This window comes from Methylocella silvestris BL2 (genome assembly GCF_000021745.1).
Classification (GTDB): Bacteria; Pseudomonadota; Alphaproteobacteria; order Rhizobiales; family Beijerinckiaceae; genus Methylocapsa; species Methylocapsa silvestris.
In genome coordinates, this window is sequence record NC_011666.1 from 1553683 (window position 1) to 1572454 (window position 18772).

Genomic DNA, 18772 nt, shown 5'->3' on the forward strand with positions numbered 1-18772 from the left:
CCGCCGCCGCGCTATTGACGTGAAGTTTCAGAGGTTGTTCCCTCGCACCATGGCGATCACAACGATTTCGAGAGGTCCGGGGCATGCCTGGAGCGTGCCGAACCTTTTGACCTATGGACGGGTCATCGCCGTGCCGATCGTCGTCGGCTGTCTGTTCTGGTCGGAAATCCACGCCATGCGCTGGATCGCGCTCGGCGTCTTCGTCGCGGCGGCGATCAGCGATTTTTTCGACGGCTATCTCGCGCGCAGATTGTCGCAGCAGTCCGCCCTTGGCCGCATGCTCGACCCGATCGCCGACAAGCTTCTCGTCGCGGCGGTCCTGATGATGCTCGTCGCCGATCACACGATCGCCAGCTATTCGCTGGCCGCCGCCGTGGTGATTCTCTGCCGCGAGATCCTTGTCTCCGGCCTTCGCGAATTTTTTGCCGAAGTCAAAGTCTCGATTCCGGTGAGTCGCATCGCCAAATGGAAGACGACGCTGCAGCTGGTCGCGCTTGGTTTCCTCGTCGCCGGCCCGGCCGGCGACGTCGTGCTGCCGCAAACGACCGAGATCGGCCTCGTTCTGTTCTGGTTCGCCGCGCTGCTGACGCTTTATACCGGCTGGGACTATCTCAAGGCCGGCATCAAGCATGTGACGGAGGATTGAAGGCGAAAGCCGAAGGGACGCCAATGGGATCGGATCGATGAAAGCTCTCTACTTCGCTGCGGTGCGCGAGACGATCGGTCTCGCCGAGGAAGAGATCGTGCCGCCGCCGGACGTCGCGACCATCACTGATCTGATGGTGTGGCTTAGCCAGCGCGGCGAAGGCTATGCCGACGCTTTCACTGAGGGATCGTCGATTCGGGCCGCGTTGGACCGAACCCACGCCGGGCCTCACTCCGTAATCGCGGGCGCGCGCGAAATTGCTTTTTTCCCGCCGATGACGGGCGGGTGAAGCAGGATGCGAAGATGAACCCTCGCGTCGCCCAGCCGGACGTCCTGGCGACTGTCCGGGTCGAGGCCGCCGCTTTCGACGTCGGCCGCGAAATGGCGCTGCTGACGCAGGGGCGCACCGATGTCGGAGCTGTCGTCGCCTTCACCGGCCTCTGCCGCGACGAAGGCGGCGCGCTCGCAGCGCTCGAAATCGAACACTATCCGGGCATGGCTGAGGACGAAATCGGCCGCGTCGTCGCAAAGGCGCTGGAGCGTTGGCCGCTGCAGGGCGCGCTTGTCATTCACCGCTATGGGCGCATTGCGCCGGGCGAGCCGATCGTCCTTGTCATCACTTTGAGCCGGCATCGCAGCGCCGCTTTCGCCGCCGCGGAATTCCTGATGGATTATCTGAAGACCGCCGCGCCGTTCTGGAAGAAGCAGCATCTCGTCGGCGACAGGCCCGATGGCGGTTGGGTCGCCGCCAAGGCCGAGGATGATTCCGCGACCGCAAGATGGCGCCTGCCCGAGGGGTCCGAGCGGGATTAGCGGTTTAGGTCTCGCGCTTCCGCGTAAAAATATCCGTAAGCCAGAAGCAGAAGGCGAGAAGCGCAAAGCCGCCGCCGGCCGCGCTCGCCAGCGGCCAGCCGCCGCGCGCGAATGCGACGCTTGAGAGCGCCGAGCCCGCCGCGCCGCCGAGAAAGAAAGCGGCGATGAACAGGCCGTTGAGGCGCCCGCGCGCCTGATCGCCGAGCGCAAACAAGGCGCGCTGGCTCAAAATGAGATTGGCGGCAACGCCCATGTCGAGAATCAGCGCGGCGGCGGCCAGCAGAGGGAGCGATCGAAACGCGCCGCCCGCCCAGGCGACCCCGAAAGAAAGCAGGACCGCACCGATCGCCGCTCCCGTCATCAGCCTGACTCCGCCGCGATCGGCGGCGCGGCCAGCAATCGGCGCCATGATCGCGCCGCCCGCCCCGAGCAACGCAAATAGCGCGACGCCCTGCTGCGTCAGATTAAAGGCGGGACTGAGCAGCAGCAAGGGCGAGGCCGTCCAGAACACGCTGAAAGCGGCGAACAGGGGCGCCTGATACGCGATCCTCTGCCGCAGCAAAGGCGTGTCCCGCAGCAGGCCGAAGAGCGAGCGCAAGATTCCAAAATAGCTGAGCGAGGCGGTCGGGCGAAAAGACGGTAGCCCTTTCAGCGTTGCGAACGACAGGCCCGCCATGAGCGCGGCCGACAGGAAGAAGATGGCGCGCCAGTTCAGCCAATGGGTGAGAAAGCTCGAGACCGGCCGCGCGAGCATGATGCCGGCCAATAGACCGCTCATGACGTCGCCGACCACTCGGCCGCGCGTGTCCTCGCTCGCCAATTGCGCGGCATAGGGAACGATGATTTGCGCCGAAACGCAGGCGAGGCCGAGCAGCAGCGCCGCCGAAAGGCCGGCAGCCGCAGTCGGCGCCAGCGCAAATCCCGTCAAAGCAACGACGGAACCGGCAAGACAAAAAGCGATAAGCCGGCGGTTTTCGAACACGTCGCCAAGCGGAACGATGAGAACGAGGCCAAGCCCATAGCCTATCTGCGTGAAAGTGACGAGGAGGCCGACAGCGGATTCGCTCATGCGAAGATCGGCGCCGATATTGGCCGCGATCGGCTGAGCATAATAGAGATTGGCGACGATAAGCCCGCAGGCCGCCGCCAGAAAAAGGGTCAGGCGGCGCGTCACGCGGGAAGGTTTCGGCGGCGCGCGGCGCAGGCGCGGAGCGGATAAAACATTGCGTGGCTTTAGCCCGACCTGCCGCAGCGCCGCAACAGCTGTTTTAGCGCCTCGCCCAACGATCGCGTGAACGTTAAAGCTGGAGCACAAAGCTCCAGCCGATAGCGTCACGCTCCAGAGCATGGCGGACCCGATCACGTTTCATGCTTTTGGATTGATTAAAATCCGAAATCATCGTGATCCGCGTCGGAGAAGGAGCGCGTCGGCGCTCTAATCCTCCGCATTTATTGACCTGGAAGAAAGGTCAAAGTCAACGTCTGGCCGCCGAGACAAACCGTATTCGGCTGATATTTGTTTTCGGGCGGATCAAACATCGGATAGAAGTAGGCGTTGAGGCAGGCTGGCGTTCCAGAACAGGTGGCGTCGGGATTTCCGCAATTGGCGGGATAATTCGCCGATCCATATTTGCCGCTCGTCGGACCCTGGCAGGTATAGACCGGCTTGCTGCCGCAGGCGACCGAAACCGGCAGATTGTAGGAAGCGCCGCCCGTGTTGGCGCATTGATTCAGCTTCCAGAGATCGTCCGTGCATGTTGATGGAATGACGCTGATGTCAAACCAGACGCAATACCCCTTGTTGAAGCATCCCGGGTTGCTGCCCGGCTCGAAAATGGTTTCCACCATGGTTTGATGATTGGCCTGCGCATTGTAGCAATCGGCTGGCGGCCGATCGAGGGCGGCGCAAAAGCGCGACGAAACCGCGTTGTTGTTGACTTTGGCGGTGCATGTGACGCCTTTGCGGATCATCACTCCGCCGATCGCGCCGGCGCTGCTGGCGCTGGCGGGGAGTAATTTTTCACACCCGCCGCCCCAGATGATCGGGCCCTGCTTGTGGTTGCTCGTCGTGAAACTTACGAAGATCGAAACGTCACGCTTATTGGTTATCTTGACGACGCTATTTGCGCCCGCGACATTGCCCGGACTGCAGGTCTCCGTCGCCACAGCCTTGAGTTGCGGATCCGTAAAGGTGGTCCGCAATCCTGTCGATTGATCCTCGAGCATTGGTTCGGTGACCGGAACGCTTGATCCATCCCCCGGACAGATCAGCCTCAGATCCGCGGCATGAGCTGCGTCTAGAGCCGCGCCAAGGAGCGCAATGCCGAGCAAAGCGAGCGCGGCGATTGACGGCCGCGCATACCACAGGCGGCTCCGCGCGGGTTCGAACAACAGCAAGGCGCTCAGGGTTCTCAACCAGCGCGCGATAAGTTGAATCGCATTGTCAAAAAAGCAGAAGATCCTCGTTATCGCAAATCTCATTTGCATTGATTTTCCCCCCACGCGTCTGATCTTGAACAACCGCTTCTTGAACTGCTGACGCAGCGTTCCATGGCCGATGACTCCGCCTGCGAGGCTTCGGCATTGCTGTTGGAAAGTAAAGGCCGGTCCACGGAATTCTTTGACATCTCAACACAACGCTATGTTGTGTAGTGCTCCAAGCATGTCATTTTGGCGCGTGATGCTTGCCTCAGCCTGACGCCGCCGCCGCCGGTCTAAAACAGATCGAGTTCGCCTCGCCCTGCGTCGTCGGCGCCGCTGCTATCTTCCGACAGAGTGAGGCGCGCGGCGAGTTCGGCGAGCGTCAAGCCCCGCGCGGCGGCGCCGGCGTCGATGCGATATTGCTCCGGCGCGACGCGCGCAAGGCCCGTCAGGAAATCGGCCAGCGCCTGAATTTTCTGCCTGATGTGATCGAGATCCTGAATCTGGCGCAGAAAGCGGGGGTCGCGCCGCGCGGCCTCAAGGATCGGCGGCCCGACCAGATGTTCGATATGTCCGAGGCGCCCGGAGAGCTGCGCAAGCTCATGGCTGACCTGCTTCAGCACATCGGCCAGCGAGGCGTGAGCTGGCTCTCGCCCGTTGGCGTCAGCTCCCTGCTCTCGACCCTGGTGCGCCATTTGCAAAAATCCATTGCGATCGGATCGATCGGCCTTCGATGGGCAAGTTTCAACGTCGAGATCCGGCGCTGCGTCGCGCGCGATCTGTCGATCTTGCAAAACTGCGCGTCGGCTGTTGCGCCGCGAGGGCTCAAAAGAACTCCACCGCTCCTTCATCCGGCAGCCTGCGCGGCGCCACGAACGGCGGAGGCGTCGCCTCGCTTGCGGCGAGAAACACCTGCCGGGCGCGGCCGCTGACGGGCCAGAACTGGATGCGCCGGCCCTTGTCGCCGCCGAAGCTGGCGCCGACAACGCGTATGCCTTCATGCTCCAGGAAGCGCTTGGCGAAACTCGAATTGCGCGCGCCGACGTCGGCCAGCCCCTCCATCGTGCGGGCGCCGCCGAACAGCTTCGCCTCAAGCCGGTCGCGCCGGGCGCCGCGCCGGAGCAGCCCATTGACGAGAAGCTCCATCAGATGAACCGCGTAAGGGTCGTCGGCCCGGCGCTGCGCCTGGGGCGCCTCGCCCGCCGCCTGGAGCCCCGGCAGGAGAAAATGATTCATGCCGCCGACGCCTACCAGCCGATCGTAGAGGCAGGCGGCGACGCAGGAGCCGAGCAAGGTCGTCAGCATGACATCCGGCTCGTCGCTGACATAATAGTCGCCCTGGATCAAATGAATGCGGCGCTCGGCGGCGCCAGCCTCGCTGCGGCGCGCGGCGACAGTCATTTCAGTTTCCCCACGACGGCTTCAATCTGGGCCTTCAGAACGGGAATGGTGAAGGGCTTTGCGATCACATTGTTGACGCCGAGCTTACCCGCCCGTTCGATCAACTCCTTGTCGCTGCGGCCGGTCAGGAGGATGAAGGCGGCGCGCTTGGTCGGCTCATAGGAGCGCACCGCGCGCAGAAAGGCGAGGCCGTCCATTTTCGGCATGTTGAAGTCGGAGATGACGAGATGGGGATGCTTCGCCGTGACGGCTTTAAATCCCTGCTCGCCATCGGCCGCCATTTCGATGTCGGATACGCCGAGCTCCTGTAGACCGCCGCGAATCAACAGGCGGCTGGTCAACTGATCGTCGACGATGAGCACGCGCAAGGCGGCTGCGAAAGGCATCAAAGTTCTCCTCGTTTCTCGGCGGCGCGGCCGACAGGACTTATGCAGCGCAAGTGGCGCGCAGGATTTCCGACGCCATCGTAGCGAGCGAAACCTGCTTCTGGGTTGCGCCCAACTCAAAGGCGATTTTCGGCATTCCATAGATGAGGCATGAGGATTCGCTCTGGCCGAAGGTCTGGCAGCCAGCGCTCCGCATGGCGAGCAGTCCCTCGGCGCCGTCGCGGCCCATGCCCGTGAGTATCGCGCCCACCGCGCGCGCGCCGACCGCATCAGTGACGGAAGTGAACAACACGTCGACCGAAGGTCGATGTCCATTGACGGGCGCGCTTTTGACGAGGCGGCAGCGCGGCGGAGCGCCCGCCTCGACGCGCAGATGCGCCGCGCCGCCGGGTGCGAGATAGACCGCGCCCGGAGTCAGCGGCGCGCCGTCATAAGCCTCGCAGACGGCGGGCCGGCACAGCCGGTCGAGACGGCCGGCAAAGCTTTTCGTGAAGGTCGCCGGCATGTGTTGCGTGATGACGGTCGGCGGCCCGTTTGCAGGAAATTGCGACAGCACCGCGATCAGGGCCTCGACGCCGCCGGTCGAGGCGCCGATGGCGACGATGCGACCGTCGCTGCGATAGGGTTGGCGTTCGGCCGCCGGCTGCCGCGCCGATTCGCGGCGCGGCCGTCCGCGAAGCCCCGCCGCGGCTTTGACCTTGGCGAGCAGCACATCCCCGAATTGCTCCTGCTCGCCGCTGCCCGGCTTGCCAACACAATCGAAGGCGCCCATTTCGAGCGCGGCGATCGCCGTCTCGGCGCCCGCGGCGGTGAGGCTCGAAACCATGATCACCGGGGTCGGCCGCAGCCGCATCAGCCGGTCGAGAAAGTCGAGCCCGTTCATCTTCGGCATTTCGACGTCGAGCGTGATGACGTCGGGATCGGTCGCCTTGATGGCGGCGCGGGCCTCGAGCGGGTCGGCGGCCTCGCCGACGATCTCGATCGCCGGATCGCGCGTGAGCAGAATTCGGATCAGGCCTCTGACGGTCGCCGAATCATCGACGATGAGGACGCGAGTGGGAGTCATGGCCGCGCTCCCTGTTTTAGCCGGTAGAGGGTGACCCCTTCGCCGGAAAAGGCTTCCGCGGCGGGCCCGAGCAGCCGTTCCGAATGGCCGATATACAGTCGGCCGCCCGACGACAGCAAAGGCGGGAAGCGGCTCCAGAGCTGCATCTGGGTGGCTTCGTCGAAATAGATCGCGACGTTGCGGCAGAAGATCGCCTGGAACGGTCCCTTCATCGGCCATGCGCCGAACAGATTGAGCTCGCGGAAGGCGACGAGATCGCGCAGCTCTGCGGCGACGCTGAATTTCCGCTCCGACCCGCCGTCCGCGACCGGGTTCAGCCAACGCTCGCGCAGCTTCGCGGGAACGCCTTCGGCAAAATGCTCCGCGTAGATTCCGCGCTCGGCCTCGGCCAGCATATTGGGGTCGATATCGCTGGCCAGCACCTTGACGTCATGGCGGCAGGCGTCCGGCATCAGCGACAGAATGATCATCGCCATGGAATAAGGCTCCTGCCCGTTCGAACAGGCCGCCGACCACAGCCGCACGCGACCGCCGCGCCGCGCCGCCTCGATCAGCGGCGGCAGCACGATTTTTTCAAGGTGCTCGAAATGATGCGGCTCGCGGAAGAATTTGGTGACATTGGTGGTGAGCGCGGCGAGCATCTTCTGACGCTCGTCGAGGCCGTCCCGTCCCCTCACATGTGTGCAATAGGCGCGAAAGCTCTCAAGGCCGAGCGCGCGCAGCCGCTTGGCGAGCCGGGAGTAGACCAGCGTCGCTTTCGACTCCGGCAAATGGATGCCCGCATCCTCATGCAGCATCGCGGCGATCTCGCGGAAATCATCGCGCGAGAGCATGAATTCGCCAGGCGTCAGAGCCGCGCCCGCCCGCGGACCGAGGCCGGCGCGTTGGGTCTGGCTCATGCCGCGTCCCGTTCGGACAGCGGCAGGACGTGATCGAGCGCGATCTGGCTGATCATCCGCTTGTCGATCGCGAGCACGCCGCGGACGAAGCTTTTCGCCATTTCAGAAGCGACGTCCGGCGTCGGCTGCAAGAGATCGTCGGTTACGGTCAGAATGTCGGAGACCGCGTCGACGAGAAGGCCGACGACCTGGCGCCCGATCTGCGCGACGATGATGACGTGGCGGGCGGTGGGCTCGGCGGGCGCAAAGCCAAGCCGCGCCGATAGATCGACGATCGGCAGCACCGCGCCGCGCAGATTGACGACGCCGCGCAGGAAGCCCGGCGACTGCGGCAGCGCCGTCGCCGGCGTCCAGCCGCGAATTTCGCGCACCGACATGATGTCGACGCAGAACTCCTGTGCGCCGATGCGAAAGGCGATGAGTTCGCGGGCTCTGGCGGGATCGGGCGCGCGCCGGCCGGAGACGCTCTCGGAGTGGGTCATGGATTTATCCTGCTGCTGCGAGAAGATGCGCGTCCGAATCCGCGCGCGATGTGGCGACGATGGCGTCGACGTCGAGGATCAGGGCGACGCGGCCGTCGCCAAGAATGGTCGCCGCCGCAATGCCCGGCACATGCCGGTAATTGGCTTCAAGGCTTTTGATGACGACCTGACGCTGGCCGAGAATGGCGTCGACCAGCATGGCGTTGCGCGCGCCGCCTTCGGATTCGACGAGCAGCGCGACGCCGGCGAGCGGATCGGCGTTGTCGGCGCGATAGCCGAGCTCGCGGCCGACGTCGATCAACGGCGTGAACTGATCGCGAATGGCGATGACCCGCGCGCCGCCGCCAAACTCATGCACGTCGGCGACCTTCGGCTGCAGCGTCTCGACGATCGCCGTCAGGGGCACAACCAGGGTCTGGCCCCCGACCGTCACCACCATGCCGTCGAGCACGGCGAGCGTCAGCGGGAGGCTCATCGTAAAGGTGGATCCCCGGCCCGGCCGCGACTGGATCGAGATGCGCCCGCCGAGCGCCTGGATCGAGCGGCGCACCACATCCATGCCGACGCCGCGGCCCGATATGTCCGAGATGGCCGCGGCGGTGGAGAAGCCCGGCAGAAAGATCAGATTGTCAATTTCATCGTCGCTCAGCGCGGCGTCCGGCGCGATCAGCCCCTTGTCGGCGGCGATCGCCTTGACGCGCGGGCGGTCGATGCCGGCGCCGTCGTCGCTGACCTCGATGACGATGCGCCCGGAGCGATGCAGCGCCGACAGATGCACGACGCCCTCTTCCGGCTTGCCCGCCTTGACGCGGATGTCGGGCGCCTCAAGGCCATGATCGATCGCGTTGCGGATCATATGGGTCAGCGGGTCGGCGATGCGTTCGATCACCGTCTTGTCGACCTCGGTGTTCTCGCCGTCGGTCACAAGGCGGACCGCCTTGCCGGTCATCGCCGCGACTTCGCGAACGAGCCGCGGCATGCGCTGGAACACCGATTTTACCGGCTGCGCGCGGATCGCCATGACGCTGTCCTGAATCTCGCGGGTCAGCTGCTCCAGTTCGTCGAGGCCCGTCGCGACGCCCGAGGCGCGCGCCAACCCCTCCTCCAGAACGCGCTGCGCCAGCATCGCCTGGTTGATCACCAATTCGCCGACGAGGTTGATCAGACGGTCGACGCGTTCGAGATCGACGCGAATCGAAGGTCCCGGCTGATCGCCTTTGGCGGCGAGGTCGGCCTTGCCCGGATCCTTGACTGGATCGGTTTTGGCCGGCTCACTCCTGCCGGTCTGACCCGTCCCGCCGATTGCGTCGGATCGATCCCCTTGCGCTACGCCTGGAGCAATCGAAGCCGCGGCGGGCGCTCGCGCCGCGGTATTCTCGGCCCGGCGGTCGCCCCGCGCTTTCGCCTCCTCCAGCGCGGCCCGCTCGGCTTCGACGCTCGCCTGAAGCCGCTCAACCAGAGCGGCGATGTCGCCGCCGGCCTCCTCTTCGATCTCCTCGGCGATATCGAGGTCGCAATCCCATTCGACGAATTCGAAAATCTCGCGGACGCTCGCCTCATCCCGATCGGTCGATAGGGTGATGAGGAAGGTGAGGCACGCGCCCTCGGGATCAAGGTCCGGAAGGAGGGGCAGATCCGAGGCGTCGCAGACAACGCTGCATTCGCCAAGGTTCGACACTTCGCGCAACAGCAGCGCCGCCTCATTGGCTTTGGCGTAGAGCGCGGGCTTGGGCCGGAACCGGATCTTGAACAAATGCGGCGCGGCGGCGGCCGGCGCCTCCATCTCGTCGAACAGGGATTCATCCATGAGGATCGGCCTGAAGACGATCTCGTCGTTGCCGGCCGGCTCTTCGTCCACGCCGCCCGGATCGCCCGCGGCGGCGTCCGCCTCCCGCGCGGCCGGATCGAACGCCTTGAGTTCGCTCGCAAGCGCGGCGAAGCGCTGCGGCTCAACGCTTGTCTCATCGCGCGCCGCCCGCACCAGATCGGCGAGAGCGTCGGCGGCGCGCAGCATGATCTTGAGCAAATCCGGCGACGGCGCGAGCCTTCCTGCGCGAACATGGTCGAGCGCGGTTTCAAAGATATGCGCAAAGCGCACAAGGTCGTCGAGGCTGAAGGCGCCGGCGCCGCCCTTGATCGAATGCACGGCGCGAAATACGGCGTTGACCGTCTCGGGGTCGCCATCGCCATCGCCATCGAGAATGGCCGTCAGTCCGGCTTCCAGCTCCGCAAGCTGTTCTTCGCATTCCTGGAAGAATGTTTGCTTGATCGCCGCCATCGCATCCATGGAAAGACACCCTTTTCGAAACGGAGCCGGGGCTGCTTCGATCAGCCCGCGGCCAAACAACCTGCGCCGCGATCAGCTTGCGACGCGCCGGACGGCGGCGACGAGTTTGACGGGGTCGAAGGGTTTGACGATCCAGCCGGTCGCGCCGGCGCGGCGGGCGCGCTCTTTCTTTTCGGCGTCGCTTTCTGTGGTCAGCACAAGGATCGGCACCGCCCTATGGCGGCTGTCGCTCCTGACGCCTTCGATGAATCCGAAGCCGTCGAGGCGCGGCATGTTGATGTCGGTTACAATGACGTCGGGCTGTTCGCCCGCCAGAACCTCGAGGCCGTGCATGCCGTCTTCGGCCTGCACCACGCGAAAGCCGGCGTCCGACAGCGCCAGCATCAGCATGTCCCTCATCGTTCGCGAATCGTCGACGGTGAGAATCGTCTTCGTCATTTCGTAAAATCCCGATCAGTGAGGTCTTCGAGCGCGACGCCAAAGCGGCGCAGGCCGTCGATGAAATCTTGCGACGCGTCGACGATCGCGAGGGGAAGCTCGTCCGCTTTCCATGTCATCGCCGCCGACATCAGCGCCTGCAGGCACTGTCCGCCGAGTCGTTCGACGCGCGAGGCGTCGACCAGCAATTCGTCGCCGCGGCAGGCGAGCAATTCGGCGACGAGGGGCGCGGCGGCCTTGAGGTCGAGCGCCGCAGGCAGTTCGACGATGCGCGCGCGCCGGGGTTCCTGCGCCCTGTTTGAGGGCGCCGTGTTGCCTTGCGTTTCGCCCATCAGAACTCCTCCCAGCTATCGTCAGCGGGAGCCGCATCGGCCTTGCGGACGGCGCCGCCGCCCTTGTGCCCTCCAAGGGTCTTCAGCGCCGGCCGCGCGGCGCGCGGCGGCGGGGCAACGCGCTTCATCCTGGCGCGGACCGGATCGATATTGGCGGCGGCGCCGACCTCAAACACGCTGACAAGACGGGCCAGCTCCTGGCTCTCCTGGCCGAGCGCATGCGCCGCCGCCGTGGTTTGCTCGACCATGGCTGCGTTCTGCTGCGTCATCTGGTCCATCTGATTGACCGCCGTGTTGACCTGATGCAGCGCCGTCGCCTGTTCCTGCGCGCTCGCCGCGATCGAGGCCACCACCGTGTTGATCTCGGCGACCTGCGTCACGATGCGGCCGAGCGCCTTGCCGGTCTCGCCGACGAGGTCGACCCCTTGCGCGACCTGCGTCGACGAGGCCGAGATCAGGCTCTTGATCTCTTTCGCGGCCTCGGCGGAGCGCTGCGCCAAAGCGCGCACTTCGGAGGCGACGACGGCGAAGCCGCGGCCGGCGTCGCCGGCGCGGGCCGCCTCGACCCCGGCATTGAGCGCCAGCAGATTGGTCTGGAAGGCGATCTCGTCAATGACGCCGATAATCTGGCCGATCTGACGCGAGGATTTCTCGATCTCCCCCATCGCTGCGATCGCCTCGCGCACCACCTCCCCGCTGCGGTCGGCGTCGGCTTTCGCCGTCGAGACGACGGTCTGCGCCCGCAAGGCGCCCTCGGCGGTGTTCTTCACCGTGGCGGTGATCTGATCGAGCGTCGCCGCCGTCTCCTCAAGGCCGGCCGCCTGCTGCTCGGTGCGGCGCGACAGATCGTCGGCGGCGGAGGCGATCTCGCCGCTGCCCGAGGCGATCCCATCCGTGTTGGACCTGACGCTCGCCAGGGTCTCCTGCAAACGGGCGACGGCGGCGTTGAAATCGGAGCGCAATTGGGCGGCCTTCGGCGCGAATTCGGTTTCGATGCGGAACGCCAGATTGCCGCTCGCGAGCCGCTCAAGACCCTCGGCAAGGCTGCGGATCGCGACCTGATCCTGCCGCGCCTCCTCGGCGAGCTTGGCTGACCGCGCCTCTTCCTCCTTTTGCCAAACCTTGACCGCTTCCGCTTCGTCCGCATCCCTCTGGATCTTCTTCAGCGCCGCCTTCTTGAAGACCAGCACGGCGTCAGCCATATGGCCGATCTCGTCCTTGCGCCCGACGCCCGGGATTTCGATGGAATTGTCGCCCGCGGCGAGCTTCTGCATCACCGCGGTGATCGCCGTCACCGGGCGGGCGATGATGCGGCTCATCCACCAGCCGACAAGCAGCGCGGTCAGGACAGCGCCAAGACTGCCGAGGGCGATCGTGACGGCAAGAAACTGGCGAATTCCGTCGAACCGCGCCTGCGTTTCCTGCGCCTTGGCCGCAACCTTCGTTCGGGCCTCCTCGATCGTTCCCTTCAACGCCTCGAGAATCGCGCTGGCTCGATCGGAATTGGCGAGTTCCAGCGCAAGCTGCGAAGTGGAATTCTCCCGCGTCAGTCGCATGATTTCATCGCTGACGGAGCGACGGTAGAGCGCGCCTGCCCCGTCTGCCTTGTCGAGCAGCGCAAGAATCTCCGGAGAGCCTTCGGCGTTGCGCCGCGCCGCCGTGAGATGATCGGAGAATGATTGGACCGCATCATTATACATGCCGAGGAAGCGATCGGCGCGCAGCAGCGTGAATCGAAGAGACGCGCGCGATTCCTCATGCGCCGCCGCGTTGGCCAGATCGACGTCGTCGAGGAGCTGCTGCGTCCGCTGATTGAGGCTCGCCACCGAATCGAGCGAGATCAGAGCGTTCCAAAGCGCGCCGCTCATCAAGGCGACGGCCAGGAGAACACAGCCGAAGCCCACGCCGAGTTTTCGCGCAATCGTCCAATTTTCAAGGGTCATGTCGTCCTCGCAATGCGCGCCGGCCGGTTTAAAGTTTTACGCGGCGTGGAGAATCGGCATAAGGAGCCATACCCAAGCACCGCCGCGCGCTCCGGACTATGTATCCGCCAAAATATTGAATAAAAGATCAATGCGTCGGCTTTTTATACATAAAAATAATTTTATATATTTTATTACATAAATAATTGTGCTTATATTTAATCGTAAATACATGCTTTGCATAAATTTAACCAGATTCTTCGGCGAAATTCCGGCCGCCGCCACAATTGGCGGCCCGCGTCCGAAGCGTAAATTCCCAGTGCTGGGCGAAACAAATCCCCTTCGGATGCGTTCGCCACGAAATTACCGCTTTGTTGAGACTGGGTTAGGGACAGTGGACGCCCACACCGCAATGTTGTCAGGGCGTGCGGCCGTTTTTAAGAAATCGCTTCAGAGTCAGAAGCCTGAGCATATCCTGGCGCGCGGGTTAAAGCGTCCGGCGAGTTTGTGCCGGCAAGCAGGGCGCAGCGCCCCTCAAATAACAGGCGGCCTGAAATGGCGCATCGTCGCATGAGCGTATTCCCATCACGAACGTGCGATTCTTGTGCTTTTTAAAAGATCTGCGGCATATACTGAATTGAAAGGCGTCGCCCGCAATGATATGCGTGCTTCTTAAGGTGAATCACCGTTGGCCTCCGCAAGAAAACGAAGCGCGTTACCTTCGAAATTGCAGCCAATTTGCCCCGCCCTAGCTGACGACCGGCCTATGGCTTCCCTCGGCATAAATACTGCTCTCTCCTCGCGATCACGCGCGGAGCTTATTTAGACGCATTACTATGGAAATCGCATGAAACATTCGCCGAAACCGTTTGCGGTCGAGATCAAGAAATCTCGCCGCGCTCCCGCTTTGCCCCTTGAACCCGTTCCAAAAGAGCGGTTGGATTTCGGCGGACCGACGCAAGCGCCGCTCGAAAAAGATCGTTCCGCCGCCAGCCCCATGAGCGGGGACGATTTCGCCATTCCCGCCTTTTTGCAATCCGACAAACCGGCCCCGCGCCCCGCCGCCGACTCCTGGTCGAAGGAAGCTGAACAATTGTTCGGGCCGAAACCGGTTGCCGCGACGAGCCAGGAGCCGGTCGAGGCGCGAGCCCGCCCACGCATTCTGCAAAGCCTCATCCCGGCGGAAAGCCCGATGACGGCGCCCTCCAATAACGCCTCCGCCGCCGCCACGCGCGCCGCCCAGGCGAAGACCGAGACGCCGCGGCCAAGGCGCGAGGCTGCGCAAGATGAGCGCGCGAATCAAGAACGGGGTCCCGCGCGACGCTCAAAAATCGAATCATTCGCTGACGCTGAGGCGCCCCGCAAAGCGGCCGGCGTTGAGGTCCAGGGCGAACTATCCCTCGGCGTGAAGCGCCAGCCAAAGCGCAGACGGCCGGCCGCCTCGGCTCCCTTGCCGGCGCCGCGCGAATCGCAGCCCGCGCCAACACGATCTTTCGCCAAGACGCCTGCTCAGGACGTCAAGGATCATGCGGACGGTCCGCCGCGCGTCTCGCTGGCAAGGCTTGGCCGCGACGACGCCGCCGCCTTGCCGCGTGGCCAGCATTGGAAGCGCAGGCTTCATCCGCGCGCTTGGTAGGACGAGCCTTGTGCGGCGGCGATTCGACGGCCCGGTTCAGCCGGCCGCGCCGATTTCGGCGCCGCAGCAATCCCCGACGAAATCATGAGCGTTTTGCGAAAGTTTTTTGAAGCGCGGCGTAGCGCAGGTCTGCAAAATTGCCCCGCATTGGGGTGCAACCTATTCATTTTATTTGTATTTCTGAGGCAGCGTTTGTGAGTGATTTGAAGGCTTCCCATTCGCGGCTGACGCTGCTACACAGTCGGCGCGGGGTGGAGCAGCCCGGTAGCTCGTCAGGCTCATAACCTGAAGGCCGCAGGTTCAAATCCTGCCCCCGCAACCAGATTTTAGCCCGCTAGATCAATGATCTAGCGGGATTTCTGATTCTTGAAGCACCCACCACGAAAACGGCTTCGGAATCAAATCGGAATCACTCGGGAGCAAACTCCAACGTACCGAGGCGCAGGCGGTTTGACCTGTCGGGAACTAGGCGCGCCCATCCGAGCCTCATCATTTGTGACGTTCCACAACCTTGCCAAGGTTGGGGTCGAGGGTTCGAATCCCTTCGCCCGCTCCAAATTCTCTTCGATATTTCAAGCCGTTACAAGCGGCCCTTCGGGGCTATTTTTTGCTTACATTGCCTTCCTGCCTCCCGCTGTAAGCACTGTGTAAGCAAATAAGGGTGAAATCCGGCGTAGGTTTCGAAGCTCCCCCTCCTCGCCGCCTTTCCGCGCTGGCGGTTTCGAAGACCGCCCAAGCCCCGACGTAGGATGGCCTCCACCCCATCGTGGAGGCTGAGGTCTGCTCTTCCAGGGCCTGATTTTGCGCAATGCTCCTCGCTGGCGATACACCGGATCGACTTCGCGCACCGGATTTTGCAAGAGATCAGCGTCGGATGATCGGTTCAGCCGGGACGTCTTTGGGATTCCGTGCGCTGATGCCCACGCTTCTGGGGGGTGCGATGGGCAAGCTGATTTTCGTTGACCCGCCGGCGACCGATCTCAGACGGCCGATGGCCTTCTGCGAAGCGGTGGGCGCCCCCCAATAATCCACAGTTCACCAACGATACTGTGGCCTGCACAGTGTTTTACGAAACGGTCCATGCCATGCTTGTCACCCACGACAAGTAGCGCCCGTTCGCTTCTAAAGCGATCGTCAACGCCGGCGCGCAGTTGCTATTGTGCCTGTCGAAAGGCAGTCGGAACGCCGTTGCGGCGATGGTCGAAAGGGCGGTAAACGCCAGCGGCAAGGCCGGCCCGACGCCGGCGCAGAACTTCGGCTTCAAATGTGGCCGGAGCTTCGAGGATACACCGACGGCCATATCTGGGAAATGAAGTGGTTGGACTCCAACGCGCCCCGCCGCATGCCGAATGACCCGGTGCGGTCAGGAAAGGAGAGCTGCGTGCCCCGGCCGATCCCTATATCGCCTTGACGGCAAACCAAGGCCGTACGCAGGGTGCGAACCAGCTCGCGACCTTCGCCCAGGCAACTCTGCCAATTCGATTTCTGGCTCGTCCTGAACCGATGGGATCGGCGGCTCAATCGCAATAGGAGCCCGGTCCAACCGGCAAGCGCCATGTTGCGCTTTCGTGAGCGTCAGGCCGCGCGGCCCTGTCATCTCGAGATAAGAACCGGGACCGGCGTCTGCGCCAGCAGAGTTCGCGTCACGCCGCCGAGGAGGAGCTCTTTCAGGCGAGCGTGACTATAGGCTCCGACAACCAGAAGATCCGACGCGTTCCGCTCGGCATAGCGAAGAATGAACTCCGCGGTCGACGCATCATCCGAGGTCGCCTGCTTTACGTCGACACGCGCGCCGTGCCGGGCCAAATGCAAGGCGATGTCGGCGCCCGGCTCCTCGCCGTGCGGATGTCTAGGCGGATCTATGACGAGCACCGTCACGGACTTTGCGGCGATCAGAAAGGTCATCGCGTCGGCGACAGCGCGCCGAGCCTCTCGCGTCGCATTCCAGCCGATCAGGACATGGTCGCCGATCGTCCGCCCTTTCCAGTCGTTGGGCACGACGAGAAGCGGCGTCCCGCTTGCGAGCAGAATTCGTTCGGGCGACATGTCGTCCGGGAGTCCATTCGGCTCGGGGTGACCGACGACGACCAGGTCGGAATGGAGAGAGTTGAGAACCGCCTCCTCCGCCGTTTGTCCGCGACCAATCGCACGAAACTCGCCGGAAACATCGAGCCCAGCGCAGAAGGCGCGAAAACGCTCGCCAACCCGCGCCGCGGCCTCTTCGGCGGCGCGGTCGCGTCGTCGTTCATAAGCCAGTTCCTCGGCGATCGCCTTGCTTCCGCGAGCATAGGACAGCGACGGAGGATCGGTCACGCCCGCGAAGATCACATGCGCCCCAACCAGATGAGCGGCGTACCTTTGAGCGAGCGCCGCCGCGTGACCTAACCGCATCTCTCCCGAGGGGCTCGCATCGAGAAAGACCGTGATCGTCTTAATCTGCATGATTGCGTTCCTCGGCCGAAGGACGGCGCTTTTGAGCTGTGGTCAGGGTGGGCTTGGCGATGTTGGGCATTGGCGCCTCCAAATGGTTTCCTGAGCGCTCCGCGTCGTCAGCGTCCGTCAGGCGTGCGCAGGCCGATCCACTTGTCCTTGACCTGCTCGAAATGAACGGTCGGATCATATTCGGCGACGTTCAGGCTGAGGTTGGCCGCCGAGAGCTTGCCGATCGCCGCCATCACATTGTAGGAGGCGACGACGCGGTCGCGCTGGGCGGTGACGAGGCTGACGCGCGTGTTCAGCAGCGTCTGCTGTGCGAACAAGACGTCGAAGGTCGTGCGCTGGCCAACCTTGGCCTCCTCGCGGATGCCGTCGAGGGCGATTTCCGCCGCCTTCACCGCGGCCTTGGCCGACTGGATGACCGCTTTTGACGAGTCGAGCTGCCCATAGGCCGAGACCACGGTGGCGCGGACGGAGTCGCGCTGCAGATCGGCCTGCAGCCGCGTTTGCGCCAGCGTCTCCTTCGCCTGGCGGACGCGGGCGTAGACTTCGCCGCCCATATAGATCGGCACCGAGATCTGTCCGACCACCTGTCCGTTGACGAGGCTCGCGTTGCGAATGCCCTGATAGTCGGTCGCGCGCTGCACGCTGCCGACGATATTGACGCTCGGGGCCAGTTCGCCCTCGACCAGCTTGACCTGCAATTCCGCCTGATCGACCGCATGTAGCACCGCCTGAATCGCCGGATGCTCCTCGAGCGCCAGAGCCACCGCGCTATTCATGTTCTTCGGCAGCAGGGCCTCGATGGTGCGCGCCGGCTCGAGACGGGTCGGCTCGACGCCGATGATCTGGCGGAAATTGGCGATGCTGTTTTGCAGATTGGCTTGCGCGACGAAATATTCCGAGCGCGAATTCGCCAGGCTCGATTCCGCCTGCGCCACGTCGGTGCGGGTCACTTCGCCGACATTGAAGCGGTCGCGCGTCTGGCGCAGCTGCTCTTCGAGAACGGTGATATTGTTGCGGCGAAGCTCAAGCACGGCGGTGTCGCGCAGCACATTCATATAGGCGGTCGCGCCGTTCTGCAGGACGTTCTGCTCGGTGTTGCGCAGATCCTCGCGGGCGCCGAAAACGCCCGACTCGGCCTGCCGCACCGAATTCAGCGTGCGGTTGCCGTTAAAGACATTTTGCGTGACCGACAGACCGATCGTCGTCGGCAGGGTGCTGCCGTTAAGGCGCGTGCCGAGCTGGCGAAAGTCCTGATAATTATAGCCAACCTGCCCGGTCGCGCTGGCCTGCGGACGCCAGCCCGAAGTGGCCCGAGGGATATTCTCGTCCTGCGCGCGAACGCCCGCGCGCTGCTGGTTCATATCCGGATTGCCGATATAAGCGCGAACCAGCGCGCTCGACATCGTTTCGGCGGTTGCAGGCGGCGCAACCGCCAGGTTCGTCGCGAGAACCACGGCGACGCGGCTCAACGGCGTGATACGGCCGTTGAGGGCGCGCGCGAGCGGCGCGGAATCCGCTGTAGCGACCGTCTCGATCCGGCGGATGGCCATGGTCCACGTCGTGCGGGAGAAATGAACAACCGCTCGGCAAAATGTCGCGGA

Annotated in this window: 18 protein-coding genes and 2 tRNA genes; 6 read left to right on the forward strand and 14 right to left on the reverse strand. The window is 63.9% G+C overall.

The features are described 5' to 3' along the window. Positions 1-49 precede the first annotated feature (49 nt). Genes pgsA through MSIL_RS07350 form a run of 3 tightly spaced genes read left to right on the forward strand, consistent with a single transcriptional unit; the run spans position 50 to position 1459 of the window. The gene (gene pgsA, locus MSIL_RS07340) at positions 50-646 is read left to right on the forward strand and encodes a CDP-diacylglycerol--glycerol-3-phosphate 3-phosphatidyltransferase (protein WP_012590469.1); all 597 of its coding nucleotides are present in this window, start codon (positions 50-52) and stop codon (positions 644-646) included. A gap of 37 nt (positions 647-683) precedes the next feature. Next, entirely contained in the window at positions 684-935 is a 252-nt protein-coding gene (locus MSIL_RS07345; RefSeq protein ID WP_012590470.1) for a MoaD/ThiS family protein, read from the forward strand. A gap of 14 nt (positions 936-949) precedes the next feature. Further along, on the forward strand, positions 950-1459 hold the full coding sequence (locus tag MSIL_RS07350; RefSeq protein ID WP_012590471.1) for a molybdenum cofactor biosynthesis protein MoaE: 510 nt from the start codon (positions 950-952) through the stop codon (positions 1457-1459). 4 nt (positions 1460-1463) lie between these two features. Here the strand turns inward: MSIL_RS07350 and MSIL_RS07355 are convergent, their stop codons facing one another. The 12 genes from MSIL_RS07355 to MSIL_RS07415 form a co-directional block, all read right to left on the reverse strand. Then, complete coding sequence (locus MSIL_RS07355; protein WP_012590472.1) at positions 1464-2807, reverse strand: MFS transporter; 1344 nt, start codon at positions 2805-2807, stop codon at positions 1464-1466. Between the two features lie 101 nt (positions 2808-2908). Then, on the reverse strand, positions 2909-3874 hold the full coding sequence (locus MSIL_RS07360; protein ID WP_148213047.1) for a hypothetical protein: 966 nt from the start codon (positions 3872-3874) through the stop codon (positions 2909-2911). Between the two features lie 299 nt (positions 3875-4173). Beyond that, positions 4174-4575 (reverse strand): hypothetical protein, encoded by a 402-nt coding sequence (locus tag MSIL_RS20095; protein WP_012590474.1) that lies wholly within the window; start codon positions 4573-4575, stop codon positions 4174-4176. A 130-nt stretch (positions 4576-4705) separates the two neighbouring features. Then, a complete protein-coding gene (locus MSIL_RS07375; RefSeq protein WP_012590475.1) occupies positions 4706-5281 on the reverse strand; it encodes a chemotaxis protein CheD in 576 nt (191 codons plus the stop codon). Continuing rightward, a complete protein-coding gene (locus MSIL_RS07380) occupies positions 5278-5667 on the reverse strand; it encodes a response regulator (protein ID WP_012590476.1) in 390 nt (129 codons plus the stop codon). The genes MSIL_RS07375 and MSIL_RS07380 overlap by 4 nt, the downstream gene beginning before the upstream one ends. 40 nt (positions 5668-5707) lie before the next feature. After that, positions 5708-6733, reverse strand: a complete 1026-nt coding sequence (locus tag MSIL_RS07385) for a protein-glutamate methylesterase/protein-glutamine glutaminase (RefSeq protein WP_012590477.1) — start codon at positions 6731-6733, stop codon at positions 5708-5710. Further along, positions 6730-7632 carry a CheR family methyltransferase gene (locus MSIL_RS07390; protein ID WP_012590478.1) on the reverse strand — a complete coding sequence of 301 codons (903 nt, stop codon included), beginning with the start codon at positions 7630-7632 and terminating at the stop codon, positions 6730-6732. Before MSIL_RS07390 ends, MSIL_RS07385 begins: the two co-directional genes overlap by 4 nt. Then, complete coding sequence (locus tag MSIL_RS07395; protein ID WP_012590479.1) at positions 7629-8114, reverse strand: chemotaxis protein CheW; 486 nt, start codon at positions 8112-8114, stop codon at positions 7629-7631. Before MSIL_RS07395 ends, MSIL_RS07390 begins: the two co-directional genes overlap by 4 nt. Positions 8115-8118: 4 nt before the next feature. Further along, positions 8119-10401: a chemotaxis protein CheA gene (locus tag MSIL_RS07400; protein WP_012590480.1), complete on the reverse strand. Its 2283-nt coding sequence runs from the start codon at positions 10399-10401 to the stop codon at positions 8119-8121. 72 nt (positions 10402-10473) lie between these two features. Continuing rightward, complete coding sequence (locus MSIL_RS07405) at positions 10474-10839, reverse strand: response regulator (RefSeq protein ID WP_012590481.1); 366 nt, start codon at positions 10837-10839, stop codon at positions 10474-10476. Next, the gene (locus MSIL_RS07410) at positions 10836-11171 is read right to left on the reverse strand and encodes an STAS domain-containing protein (RefSeq protein ID WP_012590482.1); all 336 of its coding nucleotides are present in this window, start codon (positions 11169-11171) and stop codon (positions 10836-10838) included. Before MSIL_RS07410 ends, MSIL_RS07405 begins: the two co-directional genes overlap by 4 nt. Continuing rightward, positions 11171-13114, reverse strand: a complete 1944-nt coding sequence (locus MSIL_RS07415) for a methyl-accepting chemotaxis protein (RefSeq protein WP_012590483.1) — start codon at positions 13112-13114, stop codon at positions 11171-11173. The genes MSIL_RS07410 and MSIL_RS07415 overlap by 1 nt, the downstream gene beginning before the upstream one ends. A gap of 826 nt (positions 13115-13940) precedes the next feature. Here MSIL_RS07415 and MSIL_RS07420 point away from each other — a divergent pair. The 3 genes from MSIL_RS07420 (at position 13941) to MSIL_RS07430 (ending at position 15285) form a co-directional block, all read left to right on the forward strand. Next, positions 13941-14729: a hypothetical protein gene (locus MSIL_RS07420; protein WP_012590484.1), complete on the forward strand. Its 789-nt coding sequence runs from the start codon at positions 13941-13943 to the stop codon at positions 14727-14729. 245 nt (positions 14730-14974) lie between these two features. After that, a tRNA-Met gene (locus MSIL_RS07425) sits at positions 14975-15051 on the forward strand. 117 nt (positions 15052-15168) lie between these two features. Beyond that, positions 15169-15285: transfer RNA gene (locus tag MSIL_RS07430), tRNA-OTHER, on the forward strand. 1037 nt (positions 15286-16322) lie between these two features. Here the strand turns inward: MSIL_RS07430 and MSIL_RS07440 are convergent. Both MSIL_RS07440 and MSIL_RS07445 read right to left on the reverse strand, forming a co-directional pair. Beyond that, complete coding sequence (locus MSIL_RS07440) at positions 16323-17171, reverse strand: universal stress protein (RefSeq protein WP_012590485.1); 849 nt, start codon at positions 17169-17171, stop codon at positions 16323-16325. 107 nt (positions 17172-17278) lie between these two features. Continuing rightward, entirely contained in the window at positions 17279-18721 is a 1443-nt protein-coding gene (locus tag MSIL_RS07445) for a TolC family outer membrane protein (protein WP_012590486.1), read from the reverse strand. Positions 18722-18772 lie beyond the last annotated feature (51 nt).